This is a genomic window from Streptomyces klenkii (assembly GCF_003626645.1).
Classification (GTDB): Bacteria; Actinomycetota; Actinomycetes; order Streptomycetales; family Streptomycetaceae; genus Streptomyces; species Streptomyces klenkii.
Map to the genome: position 1 here is coordinate 1 of NZ_RBAM01000238.1, position 1006 is coordinate 1006.

Here is a 1006-nt window from a genome sequence, read left to right on the forward strand (position 1 = left end):
GACGAGCATCGGCATCGCGGTCCACGGCAGCATCCGCAGCCCGGCCTCGGTGGGCGAGTAGCCCTGGATGAGCTGGAGGAACTGCGTCAGCAGGAAGATCGAGCCGAACATGCCCGCGTACATCAGCAGGCTGGAGAGGTTGACGGCGGTGAACGCCCGGGAGCGGAAGAAGCGCATCGGCAGCATCGGGGCGGGCGCGCGCAGCTCCCAGGCCACGAAGGCGCCCAGGGCCGCACCGCCCAGCAGGAAGCCGGCCAGCACCGGGCCCGAGGTCCAGCCGTGCTCGTGGCCGCGGACGATGGAGAGCACGACGCCGAACAGGCCGGCGCTGGCCAGCAGGGTGCCGGGCAGGTCGAGCCGGGCGTTCGCCCCGCGGCTCTCGGCCAGCCGGAGCCGGACCAGCGGGTAGAGGGCCACGCCCAGGGGGACGTTCAGCCAGAAGATCCACTGCCAGGAGATGTGTTCGGTCAGGGCGCCGCCGATCAGCGGCCCGGAGGCGACGGCCATGCCCTGGACCGCGCCCCAGACGCCGAACGCCGCGCCGCGCCGCTCGGGCGGGACGACGGCGGCGATGAGGGTGAGGCTGAGGGGCACCAGCAGCGCGGCCCCGGCGCCCTGGGCGGCGCGCGCGGCGATCAGCGCGCCGGTGGAGTCGGCCAGGGCGGCGGCGGCCGAGGCGGCGGTGAACAGCAGGACGCCCAGGCCGAAGACGCGGCGGCGGCCGAAGCGGTCCCCGAGCGCGGCGCCGAGCAGCAGCAGGCAGGCGAAGGGGAGGGTGTAGCCGTTGACGATCCACTCCAGCTCGGCGAGGCCGCCGCCGAGGTCCTCGCGGATGACGGGGAGGGCGGTGGTGACGACGAGGTTGTCCAGGGCGGCCATGAAGGTGGCGGCGCTGGTGAGGACCAGGGTCCAGGCGACGAGCCCGCGGCGGGGCGGGGCGGGGGCGGTTCCGGTTTCCATGGCGAGATCGGAAGGGCGTCGTGTCGGGGAAGGGGGTACTGCCTGG

General features: G+C 74.8%; 1 protein-coding gene. It reads right to left on the reverse strand.

The genetic code is table 11. The annotated features are described in order from the left end of the window. On the reverse strand, nt 1-960 hold a 960-nt coding region (locus D7231_RS36030; RefSeq protein WP_120760607.1), incomplete at its 3' end, for a DHA2 family efflux MFS transporter permease subunit. Nucleotides 961-1006 lie beyond the last annotated feature (46 nt).